Annotated in this window: 20 protein-coding genes; 11 read left to right on the top strand and 9 right to left on the bottom strand. The window is 55.3% G+C overall.

The window, feature by feature from the left end; genetic code table 11:
* Nucleotides 1-28 precede the first annotated feature (28 nt).
* The 7 genes from ABF287_RS05965 to ffh are packed head-to-tail and all read right to left on the bottom strand — an operon-like array spanning nt 29 to nt 4,788.
* A complete protein-coding gene (locus tag ABF287_RS05965; RefSeq protein WP_347184100.1) occupies nt 29-805 on the bottom strand; it encodes a hypothetical protein in 777 nt (258 codons plus the stop codon).
* A gap of 6 nt (nt 806-811) precedes the next feature.
* The gene (rimM, locus tag ABF287_RS05970; RefSeq protein WP_347184101.1) at nt 812-1,321 is read right to left on the bottom strand and encodes a ribosome maturation factor RimM; all 510 of its coding nucleotides are present in this window, start codon (nt 1,319-1,321) and stop codon (nt 812-814) included.
* 28 nt (nt 1,322-1,349) lie between these two features.
* A complete protein-coding gene (gene bluB, locus ABF287_RS05975; protein ID WP_347184102.1) occupies nt 1,350-1,988 on the bottom strand; it encodes a 5,6-dimethylbenzimidazole synthase in 639 nt (212 codons plus the stop codon).
* A 5-nt stretch (nt 1,989-1,993) separates the two neighbouring features.
* A complete protein-coding gene (rpsP, locus tag ABF287_RS05980; protein ID WP_347184103.1) occupies nt 1,994-2,395 on the bottom strand; it encodes a 30S ribosomal protein S16 in 402 nt (133 codons plus the stop codon).
* A gap of 46 nt (nt 2,396-2,441) precedes the next feature.
* Nucleotides 2,442-2,738, bottom strand: a complete 297-nt coding sequence (locus tag ABF287_RS05985; RefSeq protein WP_347184104.1) for a chorismate mutase — start codon at nt 2,736-2,738, stop codon at nt 2,442-2,444.
* Nucleotides 2,735-3,280 carry a GNAT family N-acetyltransferase gene (locus ABF287_RS05990; protein ID WP_347184105.1) on the bottom strand — a complete coding sequence of 182 codons (546 nt, stop codon included), beginning with the start codon at nt 3,278-3,280 and terminating at the stop codon, nt 2,735-2,737. The genes ABF287_RS05985 and ABF287_RS05990 overlap by 4 nt, the downstream gene beginning before the upstream one ends.
* A 2-nt stretch (nt 3,281-3,282) precedes the next feature.
* Nucleotides 3,283-4,788 (bottom strand): signal recognition particle protein, encoded by a 1,506-nt coding sequence (gene ffh, locus ABF287_RS05995; protein WP_347184106.1) that lies wholly within the window; start codon nt 4,786-4,788, stop codon nt 3,283-3,285.
* Between the two features lie 403 nt (nt 4,789-5,191).
* On the opposite strand from ffh, the gene ABF287_RS06000 reads away from it, so the two are divergent.
* The 6 genes from ABF287_RS06000 to ABF287_RS06025 all read left to right on the top strand — a co-directional run bounded on the left by ABF287_RS06000 (nt 5,192) and on the right by ABF287_RS06025 (nt 9,608).
* Nucleotides 5,192-6,073: a LysR family transcriptional regulator gene (locus ABF287_RS06000; RefSeq protein ID WP_347184120.1), complete on the top strand. Its 882-nt coding sequence runs from the start codon at nt 5,192-5,194 to the stop codon at nt 6,071-6,073.
* Between the two features lie 40 nt (nt 6,074-6,113).
* Nucleotides 6,114-6,971 (top strand): DMT family transporter, encoded by an 858-nt coding sequence (locus ABF287_RS06005; protein ID WP_347184121.1) that lies wholly within the window; start codon nt 6,114-6,116, stop codon nt 6,969-6,971.
* A gap of 82 nt (nt 6,972-7,053) precedes the next feature.
* Entirely contained in the window at nt 7,054-7,794 is a 741-nt protein-coding gene (locus tag ABF287_RS06010; RefSeq protein WP_347184107.1) for an ABC transporter ATP-binding protein, read from the top strand.
* Nucleotides 7,769-8,371: an energy-coupling factor transporter transmembrane component T gene (locus ABF287_RS06015; RefSeq protein ID WP_347184108.1), complete on the top strand. Its 603-nt coding sequence runs from the start codon at nt 7,769-7,771 to the stop codon at nt 8,369-8,371. The genes ABF287_RS06010 and ABF287_RS06015 overlap by 26 nt, the downstream gene beginning before the upstream one ends.
* A gap of 11 nt (nt 8,372-8,382) precedes the next feature.
* Nucleotides 8,383-8,928, top strand: coding sequence for a biotin transporter BioY (locus ABF287_RS06020; RefSeq protein WP_347184109.1), 546 nt, complete (start codon nt 8,383-8,385; stop codon nt 8,926-8,928).
* Nucleotides 8,925-9,608 (top strand): nitroreductase, encoded by a 684-nt coding sequence (locus ABF287_RS06025; protein WP_347184110.1) that lies wholly within the window; start codon nt 8,925-8,927, stop codon nt 9,606-9,608. The genes ABF287_RS06020 and ABF287_RS06025 overlap by 4 nt, the downstream gene beginning before the upstream one ends.
* A gap of 1 nt (nt 9,609) precedes the next feature.
* Here the strand turns inward: ABF287_RS06025 and ABF287_RS06030 are convergent, their stop codons facing one another.
* Both ABF287_RS06030 and ABF287_RS06035 read right to left on the bottom strand, forming a co-directional pair.
* A complete protein-coding gene (locus tag ABF287_RS06030; protein WP_347184111.1) occupies nt 9,610-10,716 on the bottom strand; it encodes a thiolase family protein in 1,107 nt (368 codons plus the stop codon).
* Nucleotides 10,713-11,894 carry an AMP-binding protein gene (locus ABF287_RS06035; RefSeq protein WP_347184112.1) on the bottom strand — a complete coding sequence of 394 codons (1,182 nt, stop codon included), beginning with the start codon at nt 11,892-11,894 and terminating at the stop codon, nt 10,713-10,715. The genes ABF287_RS06030 and ABF287_RS06035 overlap by 4 nt, the downstream gene beginning before the upstream one ends.
* Before the next feature lie 145 nt (nt 11,895-12,039).
* On the opposite strand from ABF287_RS06035, the gene ABF287_RS06040 reads away from it, so the two are divergent.
* The 5 genes from ABF287_RS06040 (at nt 12,040) to ABF287_RS06060 (ending at nt 18,454) form a co-directional block, all read left to right on the top strand.
* On the top strand, nt 12,040-13,821 hold the full coding sequence (locus tag ABF287_RS06040) for an ATP-binding protein (protein WP_347184113.1): 1,782 nt from the start codon (nt 12,040-12,042) through the stop codon (nt 13,819-13,821).
* A complete protein-coding gene (locus ABF287_RS06045) occupies nt 13,818-15,158 on the top strand; it encodes a sigma-54 dependent transcriptional regulator (protein WP_347184114.1) in 1,341 nt (446 codons plus the stop codon). The genes ABF287_RS06040 and ABF287_RS06045 overlap by 4 nt, the downstream gene beginning before the upstream one ends.
* A 151-nt stretch (nt 15,159-15,309) precedes the next feature.
* Nucleotides 15,310-16,320, top strand: a complete 1,011-nt coding sequence (dctP, locus tag ABF287_RS06050; protein WP_347184115.1) for a TRAP transporter substrate-binding protein DctP — start codon at nt 15,310-15,312, stop codon at nt 16,318-16,320.
* A gap of 88 nt (nt 16,321-16,408) precedes the next feature.
* On the top strand, nt 16,409-17,041 hold the full coding sequence (locus tag ABF287_RS06055) for a TRAP transporter small permease (RefSeq protein WP_347184116.1): 633 nt from the start codon (nt 16,409-16,411) through the stop codon (nt 17,039-17,041).
* 12 nt (nt 17,042-17,053) lie between these two features.
* Nucleotides 17,054-18,454 (top strand): TRAP transporter large permease, encoded by a 1,401-nt coding sequence (locus tag ABF287_RS06060; protein WP_347184117.1) that lies wholly within the window; start codon nt 17,054-17,056, stop codon nt 18,452-18,454.
* Nucleotides 18,455-18,772: the final 318 nt, after the last annotated feature.

The following is an 18,772-nucleotide window of genomic DNA, read 5'->3' on the forward strand; positions in this document are numbered from 1 at the left end:
GCCCCTCAAACGCACAAAGGGAAACACCTTAGGCAGAGCCGCGTAACATCGCGCTGCGTGCTTTTTGAAACTCTAAGCCCGTCAGGGGGCCGCGATTGAGGGCCAAAAGCGCGTCTTTTGTATTTTGATCAGGGGACACATTGGCGTTTTTTGGAATGACCACATCCTCGCGCAGATGTGTGAGGTTCAAAATGTCGAGAACGGGATCGACGGGGTGATCTATATCTTCAATCGCTACGGTGTGTACCGCATGCGATCCGATTTTCTCTTGAATGTCGCCGATGAATTTTCCGTGGTCAGCCGCCGCTGCGAATTTTTCACAGTAGTCTTCCATGCTGATTTTGGAGCGGGCATTTTTGAGCCTTTGCCAGTGACACGAGGCCAACCAACCGGTGCGGCGGGTCGAATAGTAGGTTTCAAATCCCTCTGGCGAGCCCGTGACATGTACCCAAGCATCGCGAATTGTTTCGATGGCAAGCGGGGCGGGGGCGTATTTTGAAACGCCGGAGGCCCCCGGAAAATGTCCCGACAGGCTTTCGCTGCTGATCAGCACTGGCCGCGGGTCACTGAGATCAATTGTTGAAAAGAACACTTCGGCCTGTGTGCGCAGATTATCACGGGTGCGTTTGCCGCGATTGCCTGAAAACTCCAGCACGGCTTGGGTCAGGGACGACAGCAAGACACCGTGCTGCAAATAGACTTCGACATGGGGCATGAAAAGACGCGCATTCTGCGCAAGTGTCACTTGCAGGGTGGTCGTCCCCGTCTTGTGAAATCCTGCGTGAATGAGGATGCGTCGGCTCATACGGCGTTACTCGAACAAGCCTTCGGGGGGATCTGCAATTATGCGCTTTGCGGCCAAGTCGACCGTGGGCACGGCCGCTTTGGTGAACGGCAGCAAGACCGGGCCCTTCAAAGCAGGGTCGTGGATTTCCAACAGATCACCCGCGCCGTGGTCCACCACAAGGTTCACCACGCCGAGTTTCGTGCCGCCTGTGTCAAACACTTCAAGCCCAACAAGATCGGCGTAGTAAAATTCGTCACTTGGGAGCGATGGCAATTGATCGCGGTCCGCAAACAAGGTCACGCCCTTGAGTGCATCTGCGTCCTCTTTGCTGTTCACGCCGCTCAGTCGCACAGAAAAGCCGTTTTTAATCGACCCCACTAAAGTGACTTCAAAACTGCGGCTGCCGTCTTCGGTGTACAGCGGGGTATAGTCCGCAATATCCGCAGGGTCAGCACAAAAGGATTTCAGGCGAACGTCGCCGTGAACGCCAAAGGATCCTGCGATGGCCCCAACGATGATTCTGGTGTCGCTCATGGCTACTCTCTTATCGATTTTATGTAGATTACCGTGTCTCAACCTGAGGGCAAGGCAGTCGTTGCTCCCAGCCGAGTGTTTCAAGCTCAGGGTCAAGACCTTCGTCTTCTGGCCAACCGATACACAGATAACCGATCAGATGCCAGTCTTCGGCAATGTCGAGGTCTGTCTTGAGTTGCTCGGGATCGAGAATGGATACCCATCCAAGCCCCAGTCCGTGCGTGCGCAAGGCAAACCAAAATTGCATGATCGCGCAGACAACAGAATATCGGCGCATCTCAGGCATGGTCTTCGCGCCCAATCCTTTGCCTTTTGAAGTCTGGTCATCACAAAAGACGGCCAGATGGACAGGGGCCTCGCGCAGACCCGCGAGTTTTAGACCCGCGTAAATCTTGGCGTCGTCGCCTGTATAACCGCGAAGCGCCCGCGCATTGGCGGTCTCGAAATTCTCAAGAACCGCCGCGCGGGCGCTGTCACTTTTGATATCCACAATCCGCCAAGGCTGTGACAGCCCAACGGAAGGGGCCAAAGAAAAGCTCTCAAGGCAGGTTTCAACAAGGTTTGGGTCCACTGCAGTGGTGCGAAACCGGCGCACATCGCGCCGCAATCGCATCACCTTTTCGAACGTCTCGCGTTCATGAACCTCAAACGATGTTGATTGTGCCAAAGGGCTTATTCCTCAGCAGCAGCCTCTTCAGCAGGTGCCGCAGCGGCAGCCGCAGCAGCTTCAGCCGCGTCAGCAGCTTTTTGAGCTTTTTCTTCAGCACGTTCTTGTGCTTTTTTGCCTGGCTTGGCTTTGTTTGGGTTGTTGCGTTCTGTTTTCTCAACAACGCCAGCAGCTTCCAACATGCGAACGATACGGTCAGTTGGCTGCGCGCCTTCACCCAACCAGTATTTCACGCGGTCGAGATCCATGATCACGCGCTCTTCGGAATCTTTCGGCAAAAGTGGGTTGTATGTGCCGAGTTTCTCGATGAAACGGCCGTCGCGTGGCATGCGTGAATCCGCTGCAACGATACGGTAAAAAGGACGTTTCTTAGAGCCACCGCGGGCAAGACGAATTTTCATAGACATAGTGAATTCTCCTAGGGTTTAGATCGATACCGGATCAAAGTGCCGGTTATTCTTGATGTTTCTCGTGATGATGAATGACTTCCTGAATGATGAACTTCAGGAAAGCTTTTGCGAATTCCGGATCGAGGTCGGCGCGTTTTGCGAGATCCTCCAAACGGGCAATCTGTGTGCCTTCACGCGTCGGGTCCGACGGCGGAAGGTCGTGTTCGGCTTTGAGTTTGCCAACCGCTTGGGTGTGCTTGAAACGCTCGCCAAGGGTGTAAACAAGGATCGCATCAAGGCGGTCGATGCTTTCGCGGTGTTCTTTAAGGACCTCTTGGGCCAAGGCTATTGGATCACTCATGCGTAGGCCTCCATGCCGCCGTCCTGCAAAACAGCAGGGTCTGGGTGACGATAGACAAAGCAGTCTTCGCCGCGCGGCATGGCCGCCGCGTCGTCTTTGATGCAGCCCAAGCGGTCCGCGAGGGTTTGCGAGCGAAGATTTGCTTTATCGATGTAGCTGACAGCAGTGTCCCAACCAAGGTCCGCATAGGCGTAATCGCGTGCCATTGTTGCGGCTTCAAAGGCGATGCCTTTGCCTTCGGCTTGGGGCCAAAGCATCCAACCGATTTCTTTTTCAGGCCAGCCTTCAGGGTACCAACAGCCGACAAGGCCAAGGCTGGTGTCTGCGTCGTCTTTCATGCAAACGGCCCACATGCCATAGCCACGCGCCGCCCAGTGACCGATTTCCAGACAGGCAAACCGCCACGCTGTATCGCGCTCCACAGGCCCGCCCGTGAACTGGGACCGCTCGGACATAAAATAGTCCACGATACCGTCCATGTCCCGCGCATCAGGGCCGCGCAGGATCAGTCGTTGGGTTTCTATGGTGGGCGCCGTGGTCATGGTTATTTCTTTTTCCCAAACCCAGACAGACCAGGCGGCAAAGCGCCGCCGCCCAAACCAGGCAGGCCCATGCCGCGTGGCATAGCGCCTTGCAGGGCTTTGGTGGCTTCTGCCATTTTCGCTGGATCCATATCTTCCAAGCCTTGTGGGCCGCCTTTGCCGATCATGCCTTTCATGGCCTGTTTCAGCATGCCGCCTTTGCCCATTTTGCCCATCTTTTTCATCATGTCCGCCATTTGACGGTGCATTTTCAAAAGCTTGTTCAATTCGGACACTTCAAGACCAGCACCTTTGGCAATGCGTTTCTTGCGTGACGCTTGCAACAAAGCAGGGTTGGCGCGTTCACGTTTGGTCATGGATTGGATCAAGGCGATCTGGCGCTTGATGGTTTTATCTTCAAAGCCGCTGTCTTTGACCTGCTTGGCCATTTTGCCCATGCCAGGCATCATTCCCATGAGACCTTCCATGCCACCCATTTTGAGCATCTGCTCAAGCTGGGATTTCATGTCGTTCATGTTGAACTGGCCTTTGGTGAAGCGGCGCATCATGCGCTCAGCTTGCTCGGCCTCAATGGTTTCTTGCGCTTTTTCAACAAGAGCAACGATGTCGCCCATGCCAAGGATGCGGCCAGCGATACGATCAGGCGTGAACTCTTCGAGCGCATCCATTTTCTCGCCAAGGCCAACAAACTTGATCGGCTTGCCGGTGACAGCGCGCATAGACAAGGCTGCACCACCGCGTCCGTCACCATCCATACGGGTGAGGACAACGCCAGAAATGCCGATGCGTTCGTTAAAGTTTTCAGCCGTGTGCACAGCATCTTGACCGGTCAGACCATCAACCACGAGCAATGTTTCGCGTGGGTTGGTCACATCACGGACAGCTTCGACCTCGGCCATCAATTCGTCATCGATAGACAAACGACCAGCCGTGTCGAGCATGTAGACGTCGTAGCCACCCATGCTCGCCTGTTGTTTGGCGCGCTTGGCAATGTCAGCCGGTTTTTGACCCGCAACGATTGGCAACGTGTCGACGCCAATCTGTTGACCGAGAACTTCGAGCTGTTGCATCGCCGCAGGGCGGTAAACGTCAAGCGACGCCATCAAGACGCGCTTGCCTTGCTTTTCTTTCAGGCGTTTCGCGAGCTTGGCCGTCGTCGTGGTTTTACCGCCACCTTGCAAACCGACCATCAAGATCGGGGCAGGGGGATTGTCGACTTTAAGAAGCTCGGAGTCTTCGTCACTGCCTTTGAGCACATTGACCAATTCGTCGTGGACGATCTTGATGACTTGCTGGCCCGGTGTGACAGATTTGGTGACTGCTTGGCCGGTGGCGCGGTTTTGCACGGCTTTGACGAATTCGCGAGCCACTGGCAGGGAAACGTCCGCTTCCAAGAGGGCAACACGCACTTCGCGCAGAGCTGTTTTCACATCGTCTTCGGACAGCGCACCTTGGCTTGTCAGCTTGTCAAAGACACCGGAGAGGCGTTCGGATAGATTTTCAAACATGCCGGTCCTCCTAAGACCTTAAGACTGATGTGCCTCATATGGGGGTGAGGCGGCGATTGTCCAAGACGATAAGCCAAACGATGAGCGCCCCCGTGGGCGCAACGCGCTGACGGAGGGCGATCCCGGCTAAAGCCATGGGACCGGAAGGCATTAGGCTTCCGGAGAGTTGCGCTTGCATTACGCGTGACGGCGCTGTGAGTCAAGCGCTGTGGCTGAATTGCGTGTAAGGCGCGCGTCTTGATGTGTACGCGCTAAGCGACCCAATGTGAACGATACGAGTGTGCTGGGGTGAACTGCCTACACTTTTTGTGTTCTCGGGCGTTATGGGCTTGTTTTTCCGAACGTATGGGTTGAAATTGAATTGAACTGTTCGCAATCGCACAGAAATTGAGATATCATGAACATAGAGAACTGGGATGAAATCCGCACCGCTTTTCAGGTTGCCAAGATGGGCACCGTGTCCGGCGCTGCACAGGTTTTGGGGGTGCACCATGCTACAGTGATCCGCCACATCGACTCGCTTGAGCAGACCCTTGGTGTGAAGCTGTTTCAGCGTCACGCGCGTGGCTACACGCCCACTGAGGCTGGCGTGGATTTGTTGAAGGTCGCGCAGGCCACGGATGATCAGTTTTCGCAGCTTGTCAGCCGGATCAAAGGGCGTGGCGAAGATGTCAGCGGTGAATTGATCATCACATCCTTGCCCGGCATTTCGCGCAAAATCGCCCCTATTTTGGCGGACTTCCAAGTGTTGCATCCAAACTTGATCGTGCGCTACCTGACGGACGCTCGCGTGTTTCGTTTGGAGTATGGCGAAGCACATGTGGCGGTGCGCACCGGCCCTGCGCCCCAAGAGCCTGACAATGTTGTGCAGCCATTTGTGACGCAGAAATTCGGCTTGTATGTCCATCAATCCTATGTGGATCGCTTTGGTTTGCCTGCGCCTGAAAACGTGTTGTCCGAAATGCGGTTTGTGGGCTTTGACGATTTGGGCCACCGTGCCCCAACGATGAAATGGCTCAAAGAAAACGTAAAGCCGGAACAGATTAGTTTCCGTGTGTCCACAATGGAGGCCACTCTGGAGGCGGTCATGGCTGGTGCGGGTGCTGGTTTTGTGAGCCACGATTTGGCCGAAGCCGATGCCAATCTTATCCAACTTTTGCCACGCGAGGCCGAATGGTCTGCGACGAACTGGATCGTGACCCACGTCGATCTTCACCGGACACCAAAAGTGCAGGCGGTTTTGGCCTATCTCAAAGAACGATCGAAGGAATGGGAAATTGACTGAGTCACTCCTGCGATTGGAACGCCGCAACGGGCATCTCGCGATGCTCGTTTTTTCTTGCCTTGTTGCGGGTAGCTTTCCACTGGGCAGCTTGGCGATGAAAACGGGTACGATCACCCCGCTTGCATTCAACAGCATCAGGTTCGTTCTGGCGGCCACGGCTATCGCAATTATCGCTCAGTCGACGGGGGGCATCCCGCGCACTGCGCTGCGCGCGCCTTGGCGATACGTCATTTTGGGCGGGTTGTTCGCGCTGTACTTTGTCATGATGTTCGAAGGCCTAAAAACCGCCACGCCAGTTTCGACCGCCGCAGTCTTCACGCTGACGCCTGTTTTGGCAGCGGGTTTTGGCTATGTGTTGATGCGCCAAATCACCACGCCACGGATTGCACTGGCATTGACTGTGGGCGCAATCGGGGCGCTTTGGGTGATTTTCCGTGCGGATCTGTCGGCGTTTTTAGCGTTTGAAGTCGGGCGCGGCGAAATGGTCTATTTTGTCGGCGTTGTTGCGCATGCCATTTATACGCCTTTGGTGTCCAAATTCAGTCGCGGGGAACGTGCCCCCGTCTTCATCACCTTTGTGTTGTGTGCCTCGTCTGTTGTTATGTTGGCGTTTGGCTGGCGCGATCTGCTTGCCACCAACTGGGCTGGTTTGCCCCCAATTGTATGGGTTGCGGTGGCCTATACGACCCTGATCGCGACCACGACAACGTCCACATTGCTCACCTTTGCCTCTGTGCGATTGGATAGTGCAAAAGTCATGGCATATACTTATCTGACGCCGTCATGGGTCATTTTGTGGGAAGTCGCGCTGGGCAACGGGGTGCCTTCTGGCCTGATTTTTGTCGGTATTGGCCTGACGATTTTGGCGTTGTATTTGTTGCTCAAGCACGAAGAGTAACGGTGCAGTAAACCAAAAGACAAAACCCGCGACCTTCATATCACTGTTGCCGTTTCAACCGCATGCTGGTTTATAAAGCGACATGACACATGACAGCCAATCCTTCCCTATGTTTGCGTTGCACAACGTCACTGTGACGCGCGACGGCAAACAGATCTTACGCGATATGACGCTGCAGAGCTCTGCGCGCCGCGTTGGCATTGTCGGGCGCAATGGATCGGGGAAAACCACTGTGGCGCGTGTTCTGTCAGGGTTGGTTGAGGCAGATGACGGCGAGGTCGAAATCGCAGGCATTGATCCGGCCAAAGACCGTAAAGCGGCGATCAATACCGTGGGGATTTTGTTTCAAAACCCAGACCATCAGATCATATTTCCAACGGTCGAAGAAGAAATCGCTTTCGGGCTTTTGCAGCAAGGGCATAGCAAGCGTGAGGCTGCTGAGATCGTGGCCAAAACCCTGCGAGATTTTGACAAAACCCATTGGGCAGAGGCCGCCATTCAGCATTTGTCGCAGGGGCAAAAACAGCTTGTTTGCTTGATGTCTGTCTTGGCGATGCAGCCCAAAGTGGTGATTTTGGATGAACCGTTTTCAGGGTTGGACTTGCCAACGAAGATGCAACTCGCACGTTATTTCGACCGCATAGACTCTGCGATTATTCACATTTCCCATGATCCGGACGTGCTGAAGTCCTATGATCATATTGTGTGGGTTGAGGACGGGACGCTGCGCCAGCAAGGGCCCGCAGAAGACGTCTTGCCCGCCTTTGAACATGAGATGAAAAAGATCGGAGAGGCGGATGATCTCGCTCACCTCGCCGATTAAAACCCGCGCGCATGGTTGGCGCGCTGGACCCAAGCTTTTGGCGCTGTGCGTCGCAACCATGGTGTTGTTCTCGCAAAACAGCCTTGCCTTTCATGCGATCGTTTTCGTGGTTGTGATGGGGCTATATACCTTGCCCGGGTTGACGTTTTTGCGCTTTGGTACGCGCAGGCTGCGCGGTCTTTGGCCCTTCGTCACAGTGGTTTTAATTTGGCACTTTGTCACGGATGACACGATTGCAGGCGCCGTCATTTCGCTGCGCCTTTTGAGCGCAGTTGCCTTGGCCAATCTTGTGACGCTCACCACAAAGCTGTCTGATATGACGGACGTCGTCCGGTTCTTGACCACCCCGCTGCGTCGGTTTGGTTTGCAGACGCTTTTCTTGGAGTTGGGCGTGGCTTTGGTCGTTCGGTTTACGCCGGTGTTGACGCATAAGGGGGCTCAGCTGTCGGATGCGTGGCGTGCGCGGTCGCACAAGCGGCCGAAATGGCATGTCTTGGTGCCATTTGCTGTTTTGGTTATCGATGATGCAGAGTATGTAGCGGATGCCATCAAAGCACGTGGTGGGTTAGAAAGATAAAAGGACGGACTATGGAACGCAATTTGACACTGATCGCGCTTTTTGCAGCGCTGATCGCCGCTTTGGGATTGATCCCAGCGTTCACTTTGGCATTTGGTGTGCCGATTACAGCGCAATCCTTGGGCGTGATGCTGTGCGGAACGATCTTGGGCGCTAAGCGCGGTGCTTTGGCCGTCTTGCTGTTTGTGCTCTTGGTTGCGATGGGCTTGCCGCTTTTGGCTGGCGGCCGTGGCGGACTTGGTGTTTTTGCCTCGCCAACTGTCGGCTTTTTGATCGGCTTCCCGATTGGCGCTTTTGTGACAGGGCTGATGGTTGAAAAGCTACGTATTGGATCGCTGGGTGTGACATCTGCACTGGCTGCGGCTGTTGGCGGCATCTTGGTGGTTTACGCTTTTGGCGTGGTCGGCATGGCCGTGGCTTTGGACAAAACGATCCCAGAAGCCACGCTGTTGATTGTGTCCTTCATCCCAGGTGATCTGATCAAAGCCATCTTGGCGGGTGTTGTGACTGCAGCGCTTTACAAAGCGCGGCCGAACAGCGTGCTGTCGCGCGCATGAACGATTCCGCGATCATAACGGCGTTAAGGTCGCGGCATTCCGTACGTCAATTTTTGCCCACATCTGTGCCCAAAGCGGATGTGGTCAAAATTCTTTCGGCGGCACGGTCGGCCCCAAGCGGGGCCAATCTTCAACCGGGGCGCTGTCATGTTTTGACGGGCGCGGATTTGCGAGATCTTTCGGCGGTTTTAACCAAGGCTGCGCAGGATCAAGATATCACGTCTGAGTATTCCTATTTCCCCAAACCGATGCCCGCCGCGCTTAAGGCCAAGCAGCGTGCCGCGGGCTTTGCGCTTTATGAGGCGCTGGGCATTGAGCGCCGCGATATCGCAGGGCGCAGGGCGCAGTTTGACAGAAATTACCGGTTTTTTGATGCGCCTGTTGGCATCGTAGTGACCATTCACAAAGACATGGGCAAAGGCTGTTTCATGGACTTAGGCATGATGTTGATGGCGTTGTTTATGGCCGCAGACGACCTAGGCTACGGCAGCACGGGCATTGGCGCGATCGCTAATTTTGGGCCCGATGTGCACAAAGCGCTTGGGCTGGATGACGACGAGTTGGTTGTATGTGGCGTGGCGCTTGGGGTGGAAGACACCACTGCGCCGGTCAATCAGTTTCGCACCGACCGCGACGCGGTGGACGACTTTGCAACGTTTCGTGGCTTCGACGGCGAATAGCTCAGGCTTTGAGCAGCACCGCCGTCCCAAGACCGCCTGCCGCCGCTATAGCCGCCAATCCATACCCGCTTTTAGCTTTTAACTCATGAAATAATCTCACCGCGTTGATTGCGCCTGAGGCGCCAATGGGATGCCCGCGCGCCAAAGACCCGCCACCCACATTCACCTGATCCGAGGTCAAGCCTGCACCTTGAATACAGGCAAGAGCTTGTACAGCGTAGGCTTCCATCACTTCTGAGACCGTCAATTGGGCTGGTGTGATTTCAGCCGTTTTCAACACATGCTTGATGGCTGCTACGGGGGCCAGTCCGGGCATGTCGGGCGTTGCGCCAAGGGTGCAACCGGTGACGATTTCCACTTTAGGTCCGTCAAATCTGTCGGCGATGTCTTGTGAAACCACAAGGCAAAAGGCGGCGCCATCGGCCGCAACACTTGTGTTTGCGGGCGTGATGGACCCCGAGATCGGTTTGGCTCTGGCCGCTAGTGCTTGTGTCAAATCGCGGGTAAATGTGTCGTGCAGCTGATCATTGATCGGAGTGATCTCATCGCGCAACCGCGCCTGTGCGGCGAGCGCTTTTTGATGACTGTGGATTGCAAATGCATCTTGGTCGGCGCGTTCAATGCCAAGCTGACGGGCCAAAGCATCGGCTGCGTCTGACATGGCGGGGTCTCTATTGGGCCACGGGGTAAACTTGGCTTGCTCATACGCGCGTGGGGCGCGCCCGTCGGCATAGGTTTCGCATCTCAGCGGCGCGCGCGAATAGCTTTCGACGCCGCCTGCGATGACAACCTGTGCTTGGCCAGACCGGACAAGAGCGTCTGCCAATTTGAGCGCATCAAGCCCTCCGCAACATTGCCGATCAATGGTGAGACCCGCAACGCGTTCAGGCAAGCCCGCGGCAAGTGCGACATGACGTGCGGGGTTTCCACCCGCCCCAAGCGCGTTGCCCGCGATGACCTCGTCGACTTGGTCTGGGGCGATGCCCGCTGATCGCAGGCAGTCCAACACAACAGGGGCTGCCAATTGATGCAAAGCCAAATCAGCAAAAGCACCACCGCGCGGAATAACAGCGCTGCGTTTGGCCGCGATAATGTAGGCGCGTGTCATCTGCGTGTCTCCAACCAGTTGGCCAAGGTGATCAAGTCGGGTTTGCCCGATTTCAATAGCGGTAGCGTGTCAATCTTAATCACGCGGCGCGGAGATGCCAGTGCCCCAAAATTTGCCCGACAAGCACGCAAAATTGTATCTTCTTGCCCGTCTTGCCCTTGGATGATGGCGGTCAATGTTTGTCCGCGCAAGGCGTCCGTTTGCGCTACAACGGCGACAAGCACGGGGTCAAAGGTCTGGGCAATGAAGGCTTCTATCTCTTCAGGGAATACATTTTGATCGGCAATGCTCACCATCCGGCTTTTGCGCCCAAGCAAGTACAGATTGTTCGACGCATCCAGTCGCCCGATTTCACCGATTGTCACATAGCCATCAGCGCACCGCGTATCTGCACTGCCGCCTTGAGCGTAGCGATCAAAAAGATAAGGGCTTTTCACCCAAATTTCGCCATGACCAACCTGCGGTGCGCCGTTTGGTCCGGTGAATTTTAGGGCCACGTTCGGATAAAGCGCCCCGACCGATCCGTTTGGCGTGGATGCGTTTGCGATCGCAATAAAGCTGGTTTCAGATGCGCCATAAAACTGCGTCACCACGGCATTTGGAAAGGTTTCGCTTGCGCTGCTGCGCAGTCCATCGGGCACCGCACCGCCGCCCACGATGATGTGACGCACTGATGGGCACGTCACATCGCTGGTCATCAACAGTTTAAGTTGCGTCGGTGTCAGATACATATGTGTGACGCCTTGGGTGACGATCTGGGCGCACTGAGTTGTGGCGCGCAGGTCCGCGAGCATACAGATATCTGTGCCAAGATGCGCTGCTTCGATGACGCCATAAAGCGCGAGCGAATGTCTCAGATCTCCGAACACAGCCGTGCAAGCGTCTTGCGTGATGTCAAACAGGTCGGCGTTGACGTGAAAGCTGGCAATCCACGAGGCTTGGCTGCGCTCGATGATTTTCGGCGTGCCGGTGCTGCCCCCTGTTTGGCAGAACAGTTTGGTAGCTGTGTTTGGATCTGCAATCGGCTGCCCTTGGACAAGGCGCACGGCGTGACCCGATTGAATGGCTGCGCGCAGCTCTTGCACCTTGGCGTGATGCGCGCGGGCTTTGGGCGTGCCCGCGCAATCGCGCAGAGCGCAATGTGCGTTCCATGTAAACCGATGCGAAGAGTGGGGCATGTGGATCCAGTGTCGTGACACGATAAGCTGGGCATTGATAGCAGAAAGGGCAGGGCAATTGAATTGCCAAAACGCCGTTGATTGGTGCTTGGGTCGGTTTCAGGCTTGAAAACTGAGCCCATTTGCGTGATCCCATGATATGCACATGAGAAATCTTCTTATCAGTTTGTTTGTGGCGCTGTGTTTGGCGGCAGCTGCTTTTGTGATCGCTGGCGGCTCTGTGCGAGCGCGAGAGACGCAAAAGGCGGAAGGGCGTTTGTCGCTTTATCGGTCGACGGTTGTGGCCGAAATCGAACGGTTCTCGCATTTGCCATACGTTCTGGCCCGCGACCCGCATGTTATTTCGACGGCAGTTGGTGGCGATCGGGATGCTCTCAATCAACGGCTGAATGAATTTGCAACGCGCGCAGGCGTGGATGCGATTTACTTGATGTCGCCTGAGGGCGAAACGATTGCGGCCTCAAATGCGAACACGATTTCCAGCTTTGTTGGGCAGAATTATTCGTTCCGGCCGTATTTTCAAGATGCGCTGACCGGCGCGCAAGGGCGCTTTTACGGCATTGGCAGCACGACAGGTCTGCCTGGGTATTTTATCGCGAGCCCAGTTTATGGCACGGCGAACGAAATTGCCGGCGTGATTGCGTTGAAGTTGGATTTGACGCGGTTGGAACGCGATTGGAGCGAGGCGGGCGAAAAAGTCTTACTGGCCAACCAAGATACAGTGGTGGTTTTGGCCTCGAACACGGATTGGCGCTATCGGTCATTGGTGCCGCTAAGTGACGCGCAACGCGTGCGCATTGCGCAGGCCAAGCAGTTTGGGTCTAAGCCACTGACCTCGCTGGATTGGGACCGCTCTGCCCAAAATCGCATCCGCATTGACGGGCAAAATCTGATCCATTTGGAAACCGCAGAGCTGCCCCATGATTGGGTGTTGCACTATTTGGCCGACGAAGATCCGATCCAAGCCGTCAGTTGGTTGGCGGCGGTGTCCACATTGATTTTGGCAGCGGGTTTTGTGATCGCGTTCCAATTTCGCCGCACGCAAAGTATCGGTGCGGCCTTGCGCCAATCCGAAGCTGAAGAAGCCGACTTGCGGCGCGCCAATGAACGTCTTGCGGTTGAGATTGAAGAACGCGAAGCGGCGCAGCGGCGCTTGCAACGCGCACAAGGTGAGTTGCAGCGGGCCAGTCGCTTGGCGGCGCTGGGCGAATTGTCGGCTTCAGTGACGCATGAATTGGGTCAGCCGATTGCAGCCTTTCGCAACCATATCGCAGCGGCGGAACTGTCGACGCAAGCGAGTGATAAAGTCTTGCCCAAACTGTCGGGTCTGGTGGATCGCATGGAAGGTATCACGCGCCAATTGCGGTTTTTCTCTCGCGCAGGTACGCCAGATTTGAAACGTGTGAATTTGGACGAAGCCATGAGCGAGGCCATCGCACTTTTGGCGCCCAATCTGACCGCGACAGGCGCCACCTTGAGCCGTGTGAGCCCTGAAAAACCGGTCTTTGTGCATGGATCGCAGTTGCGGCTTGAACAAGTGATGACCAATCTGTTGCGCAATGCGGTTGATGCCGTCGAAGACAGTCCCAAACGCCATTTGACCATCACTGTGGGCCAAACAGGGGCTACGGCGTGGTTCGAGTTGCGCGATACGGGGCATGGTTTGGGGCAGGCTAGCTTGGAAGACTTGCAAGAACCCTTTGTGACCATCCGCGAGTCTGGGCGGGGCATGGGGCTTGGTCTGGCGATCTCTGCAAGTATCGTCAAAGAGCATGGTGGCACGATGCAAGCCCATAACAGCGCCGAAGGCGGCGCTGTGTTTCGGGTGGAATTGCAAGCCGATGACGCTTCGGATGAAAATGCCACTGAAAATGCCAGTGACAATGCCAACGAAAATGCCGGTGATAATCAGGAGAACACCACATGACCGACACCCACGTGATCCGCGTTTTGGTTGTAGACGATGACAAGGCGATGCGGGTGTCTTTGTTGGACCTGCTCGATGCCGCTGGGTTTGAGGCGGAAAGCCTGCCGCGCGCAGATCAGGTTGCCGATAAGCTGATTGATTTTGCGCCGGATGTGATTGTGTCTGATGTGCGTATGCCGGGCATGTCTGGACTGGATTTGCTGGCCAGCATGTCGGATCAAAACGCGCCGCCTTTGGTGTTGATTTCCGCGCATGGGGACATTCCAACTGCGGTGAAAGCGATGCAGGACGGGGCGTATTCCTTTGTGGAAAAGCCTTATGAGCCACGCAGGTTGTTGACTATTTTGCGCCACGCCGCTGATCAATATCGCTTGCGTTTGGGCACGGAGCGCTTGAAGGCGCGCTTGGCTGAATTGTCGGGTTTGGACCGCGTTTTCTTGGGGCGCACCGACGATATGGTGATGCTGCGCGAAGACATTTTGAATGTCTCGGCCAGTGATGCGCCACTTTTGCTTTTGGGCGAAACGGGCACGGGCAAGGAATTGGTGGCGCGGGCTTTGCATGATTTGGGGCCGCGCGCCGATGGGCCTTTTGTGGTGATCAATTGCGCAACGTTGAGTGTGGACACGTTTGAGCGCGATATGATTGGCGTGAAAGGTGGGCCTGCGGGCCAAATCGCGGCAGCATCTGGCGGGACATTGTTTTTAGACGAAATCGGCGCTTGCCCCATGCAGGTGCAAGCGATGTTGCTGCGGGTGATCGATCAACGTGAAATCACGCCGCTTGGCGCGCCGTCGCCTGTGGCGCTTGATCTGCGTGTGGTGTCTGCCACCAACGAGTCGCCGGACGAAGCCGTGGCGGAAGGTCGGTTCCGGCGCGATCTGTTGTTTCGCATCAATGCAGTGACGTTGAATATCCCGTCGCTGCGGGATCGGCGCGATGATGTGGCGTTCTTGTTTACCCATTTTGTGGCGCAATATGCGCAGATCTACGAAGTCACGCCGCCTGAAATGACGCCCGAAGATATTGCAGCCTTGTTGGCGCATGATTGGCCGGGCAACGTGCGCGAACTGCGCAATGTTGCCGAACGGCGGGTGTTGGCGGCGCGGCGCGGGCTAGGGTCTGTCACCCAAGCATTGCGCGCAGATCATGCGTTTGATGATGTGCCAAACACTCTGCGCGAGGCGGTTGCCAGCTTCGAGCGCGAATTGATTTCGAAAGCGATCAAAGCCCACGAGGGGCGTATGGATGCTGTGGCCGAAGCTTTGGGCATTGGGCGGCGGACATTGAACGAAAAGATCGTTAAATTGGGCCTAAACAAGGACGAAATTTTGTAAGGTTTCGCGGGCTTGATGTGCTCTGCGGAAATCCGCAGGGCATTTCTGTTTGAACGCGCGGCTTTCTTCGTATCGCGCGTTCCTCTCTTCATAGATCATATGTCTCAAGCCGCACGAGATGTGTCGGCACATGATCTTTTGGGAGGACTTCATGAACAAATTTTTGGGACGTGCTGCAGTGGCAGCGATTGCGGTAAGCTTTGCAGGCGAGGCGCTGGCGACCGAATGGAACGTGTCATTGTGGGGCAAACGTCGCGCCTTTACAGAGCACGTCGAAAAACTGGCCGAGTTGGTGTCTGAAAAGACCAACGGCGAATTCACGTTGAACATTTCTTACGGCGGCCTGTCTAAGAACAGAGAAAATCTGGATGGTATTTCCATCGGTGCCTTCGAAATGGCGCAGTTCTGTGCGGGCTACCACGCGGACAAAAACCCATCCATCACCGTGATGGAACTTCCATTCCTTGGCATCAGCTCTTTGGAAATGGAACGCGATATTTCTATGGCTGTGTACCAACACCCTGCTGTGCAAGCCGATCTTGCACGTTGGAGCGCCAAGCTTTTGATGCCATCTCCTTTGCCGCAGTATAACCTTGCGGGTCTTGGTGATGTGCCATCCTCCATCGATGACTTCAAAGGTCTGACCGTGCGCGCAACTGGCGGTATCGGCAAAGCGATGGCTGCTTCTGGTGCGGTTCCGACATCTATGTCCGCTACTGAAGTGCGCCAAGCAATGGACAGCGGCGTGATCCGTGCCGTTGCTTTTGCACCGCACGCTCACATGTCTTTTGGCACAGTTGAAAACGCCACATGGTGGACGTCCAACTTGAACCCTGGTGCTGTGAACTGCCCTGTTGTGGTGAACATCGACGCCTATGACGCGCTGTCTGATGCTGAAAAAGAAGCGCTTGATGGTTCTGTTGACGAGGCGCTGGATCACTACATTGCAGCTTACAACGAAAAAACCATGGCCGCATGGGGACCTTTGTTGGAAGAAAAAGGCATCGAAACAGTGACCTTCTCAGACGCTGAATTGGACGCGTTCAAAGCGGCCGCTGCTGCGCCAGCTGCTGAGGCTTGGATTGCGGAAAACACCAAGCGTGGTTTGCCAGCCCAAGAGCTTTACGATCTCGTGACAAGCAAAGTCGCAGGCAGCATGTAAGCATACGGGTCTTTCAAATCGCCCGCCCTGCATGTCGTGGGGCGGGCTTTTTTGATCCGAATTTTCAAATTTAAAGAGGGGATGATCCATGGCTGGTTCTGCAGTTGTGCTCACCGACGACAGTTGGTTAAGCCGCGTCGATCTAAAACTTTACCGCGTTGAGGGCGTCTTGGCCTTGGTCAGTGGTTTGGCTGTTTTCAGCTTGATGTTGTTGGCCGTCGTGTCCGTGTCTGGGCGAAATTTCTTTGGGCAACCTTTGCCGGGTTACGTGGATTGGATCGAGCAAGCGATGCCGTTGATCGCCTTCATGGGCATCGCATTCACGCAGCGCGATGGCGGGCATATTCGCATGGATATGCTTGTTGGCGTCTTGAAAGGTCGTCCGTTGTACGTGTTCGAACTGTTCACGACCTTCATCATGCTGGTCTTTATGGTTTTGATGGTTTGGGGCACATGGGCGCATTTCCAACGCAGTTTTGATTTCGCATCCCCGTTGTGGAGCCGCGACAGCTCTATGGACATCGGTTTACCGATTTGGCCCGCCAAGCTTTTGGCGCCAGTAGCGTTTTCTGTGTTGTCGTTGCGACTTGTTTTGCAGGCCATTGGCTACGTGAAAGCGATCATATCTGGCACCAGTGAACCTGTTGCCGTGCCTCTACCAATTGATGTCGCGACCCAAGCCGCGATGGAGGCCAGCACCATGTCTGGCCGCGAAGAATAAGGAACGCGCGATATGGAACCTATTGAAATTGGCATTATCGTCTCGCTCGGTCTTTTGGCTTTGGTGATCATGGGCATGCGCGTGGCTTTTGCTGCGGGCACTGTGGGTCTTGTGGGCTTGATCTGGATTTTCTGGGCCAAAAAGGGCTTTGATCCGAATGACTTTGGCTGGGCTTTGACCGTCGCGGTGAAAACAGCGGGGCAGGTGCCCCATTCGAAAGTCTCAAGCCAAGCTTTGAGCCTGATCCCCACCTTCATATTGATCGGCTATTTGGCCTATTACGCAGGGCTGACGAAAGCTCTGTTCACGGCGGCCAAACGTTGGATCGCTTGGGTGCCGGGCGGCTTGGCTGTTGCGACTATCTTTGCAACGGCTGGCTTTGCGGCTGTATCTGGCGCATCTGTGGCCACGTCTGCTGTGTTTGCTCGCATCGCTATCCCTGAAATGCTTGCGGCGGGGTATGACAAACGCTTTGCGGCAGGTGTGGTGGCGGCAGGTGGCACATTGGCCTCGCTTATTCCCCCATCCGCCATTCTTGTGATTTATGCGATCATCGTGGAACAAGACGTGGGCAAGTTGTTGTTGGCGGGCTTCATCCCGGGCCTGTTCTCTGCCATCATCTATGCGTTGTTGATCGTCGGATTGGCGATGACAATCAAAGGCTTTGGTCCCCCCGTTGGTGGATTTTCTTGGAAGCAACGCTTTGAGTGCTTGCCTGCTGCGGCCCCCATCTTAATCGTTGTGCTCACCATTATCTTGTTCGTCTACAATCCGTTTGGTGGCGAAGCATGGGGCACACCGACAGAAGGCGGCGCGATCGGGGCCTTTGTGGTCTTCTTGATGGCGCTCTATCGCGGTATGCGCTGGGGAGAGTTGAAAAACGCCCTGTTGGAAACCGCCAAGCTGACAGTGATGATTTTCACCATCATTTGGGGCGTGCTTATATATGTGCGCTTTCTCGGCTTTGCTGACCTGCCAGGGGCCTTCTCGGATTGGCTTGGATCCTTGGCGATGCCACCGCTGATGATCTTGATCTGCATCTTGTTGGCCTATGCTGTGCTGGGCATGTTTATGGATGCGATCGGCATGATGCTTTTGACGCTGCCTGTGGTGTATCCTGCGGTCATGGCGCTCAATGGCGGCGAAGCTGTTTTGGCCGCAGACAGTGCCTTTGGGATGTCCGGTCCTATGTGTGCGATTTGGTTCGGCATCTTGGTGGTCAAAATGGCGGAGTTCTGTCTGATCACGCCGCCCATCGGCTTGAACTGTTTCGTTGTGGCTGGGGTACGTGACGACCTCACTGTGCAAGACGTGTTCAAAGGTGTGACGCCGTTCTTCATCGCGGATGCCATCACCATCGCGTTGTTGGTGGCCTTCCCAATGATTGTGCTTTGGTTGCCCATGCAGGCCTAGAGAGCCAATTCAGACCTAAATTGATGATGCGAGTCGGGAAACCGACTCGCATTTCGTTGTTTTTGCCCTCTAAAAACGCCGCGAGTCGGACGGGGCAGGGCGGCGGCACCAAAATGCCGTCAGAAATCCATTTTGAACGGCCAAATTGTGAACTTTTTTTGGGCGCTATCTTCAATGAAATGAGCAGGTTAGCATCTTTTTGCGCAATAAGTGCGACAAAGTCGTAAAAACCACTTGCGGCTTGTGTTGGTTAGCACTAGAACCCCCTCTACCGGCAGCGAGCGATTGACTGCGGGGCTGGATGGAGCGGCGGTAGTG

Source organism: Pacificibacter sp. (genome assembly GCF_039769035.1).
Classification (GTDB): Bacteria; Pseudomonadota; Alphaproteobacteria; order Rhodobacterales; family Rhodobacteraceae; genus Celeribacter.